This is a genomic window from Chamaesiphon sp. OTE_20_metabat_361, assembly GCF_031364565.1.
Genome location: NZ_JANLWO010000877.1, coordinates 1 through 1,984 on the forward strand (window position 1 = coordinate 1; position 1,984 = coordinate 1,984).

3 protein-coding genes are annotated in these 1,984 nt (G+C 45.0%); 1 reads left to right on the forward strand and 2 read right to left on the reverse strand.

Features of this window, described 5'->3' with window-relative positions:
• Together RMO35_RS24655 and RMO35_RS24660 are read right to left on the reverse strand one after the other, a co-directional pair.
• Positions 1 to 347, reverse strand: a 347-nt coding sequence (locus tag RMO35_RS24655) for a type I restriction-modification system subunit M N-terminal domain-containing protein (RefSeq protein WP_309745320.1), incomplete at its 3' end; no start/stop codon positions are given.
• Positions 348 to 392: 45 nt separating this feature from the next.
• Entirely contained in the window at positions 393 to 992 is a 600-nt protein-coding gene (locus RMO35_RS24660) for a hypothetical protein (RefSeq protein WP_309745322.1), read from the reverse strand.
• A 609-nt stretch (positions 993 to 1,601) separates the two neighbouring features.
• On the opposite strand from RMO35_RS24660, the gene RMO35_RS24665 reads away from it, so the two are divergent.
• A partial coding sequence (locus RMO35_RS24665) for an AAA family ATPase (protein WP_309745324.1) occupies positions 1,602 to 1,984 on the forward strand: 383 nt, incomplete at its 3' end.

Genomic DNA, 1,984 nt, shown 5'->3' on the forward strand with positions numbered 1-1,984 from the left:
AAATTCGTCAATCGATCGACTAATTCTTTACCAGTCCCCAACTTCGTCGCATCGTTAAAATCGGGCATGTCCGACAGATTATTTGCCTTCGCCAGCGGCGCAATTATCTTTTTATTAATCGCATCGCCGATATCTGCCGTCCCTTTCAGCGCCACCAGATCTGCAAAGCTCGACCCCGCCGGAATCGAGATCGGCGCAAAGGGTAAGCCAGCATATTTATCGCTGACATACTTGATAAACAACATCACCAGCACATAATCTTTGTACTGGCTGGCATCCATCCCGCCGCGCAACTCATCGCAGCCAGACCACAGAGAGCTATATAGTTCGGATTTTTTTAGTGCCACAGCAGTTCTTTCAACTTTCAACTTTCAACTTTCAACTTTCAACTCTTAGACCCCTGTATGCCCAAATCCTCCCTTCCGTTCTCCCACCATTGTTAACGCATCTACTACCCGCTCCTGCGCCACACACACCTCTAGAAACATCACCTGTGCGATGCGCGCGCCGTGACTGAATAGATGTAAATCCCTACCGTGATTGACTAATCCAATCCCCACCCAGTCGGGATAGTGTTCGTCCACAATTCCTGGTGCGTTGATGACTGTAATCGAATTTTTGCACGCTAAGCCACTTCTGGGGCACACCAGCATGGTAGCAATCTTGTTGGGGTCATCCGTACTCAAACCCACCTTAAATCCCGCATTGACGATTTTTTGTTCGCCTGGAGCGAGGGTGAAAAATCGCAGTTGTGGTTCGTGTTGCTGCAATATCTCTAGCGTCAACGTTGCCGCGATTTGCTTGCCATTGATATACAGCGAACCTGTGGGATATCGATGCTGAAAGTCAGCCTGTATTGCTTTGACTGACTCCCACGCCTCGCCTGTAGGTGCGATTGGCAAATAAGCCTTCACATCCAGAGCGGCAGCACGATCCACCGCTCGTTGTGGTCTAAATTCTGGATCTGCGAGAACGTACTCAACTGAAATCACAAGGTTACTCTCCGATCGTTCTCAAACATTTTGCCACGATCTATTGCGCTAACTTAACTTTTTTTTACAAAAATATCGCTAATTTAGAAAATTAACTAATGTTTACAAATGTCCGATCGAACCAAGATTTAATTGCTGTTTCGATCGCTCATTATCGCCGATTAACGCCATTTGAGTCTACAGTTCGAGCTATCCGACTATCTGACTAGTCGCCTATGACCTTTACTCGCATCCAATCCACACGACTACGGGGAATAGTTGCAGATTATCTGCTCTCTGATTGCGTTTGAGTATTATTTGCTATTGTTGCTATTTAGTTACAAATTACCAGGCAGAGCCGACCCGCGCTGATTTTTAGCTGTAAAAGCTAGCTAAAATGCAAACAGCTCGATCGAGACATCTGCAATGAAAAATATTAAGCAAACTAAACACTCGATCGAATTGTAAATTTTCACCCATTTTCGGGAAAGTTAGCGGACAATGCTAGACGTAGCAAAATTTTTATAGATACTCACTCACATTTAACCAAAGTCAGCGTTCTAATTCCTAATTAGGAGAACCACTTACGACTTGTTTATCACACTACAAACTATTGGAGACTAGCAGATCGTGAAATTGGCAGTATATGGCAAAGGTGGGATTGGCAAATCCACCACTAGTTGCAACATCTCCGTCGCGTTAGCAAAACGCGGCAAAAAAGTCTTACAAATCGGTTGCGACCCCAAGCACGATAGTACTTTCACGCTGACGGGTTTTCTGATTCCGACTATTATCGATACATTACAAGAAAAAGACTATCACTATGAAGATGTTTGGCCGGAAGATGTTATTTATAAAGGTTACGGCGGCGTAGATTGCGTCGAAGCTGGCGGGCCTCCTGCTGGTGCTGGTTGCGGTGGTTATGTAGTAGGAGAGACAGTTAAGCTGCTCAAAGAATTAAATGCTTTTGACGAGTACGACATTATTTTATTCGATGTACTTGGCGATGTGGT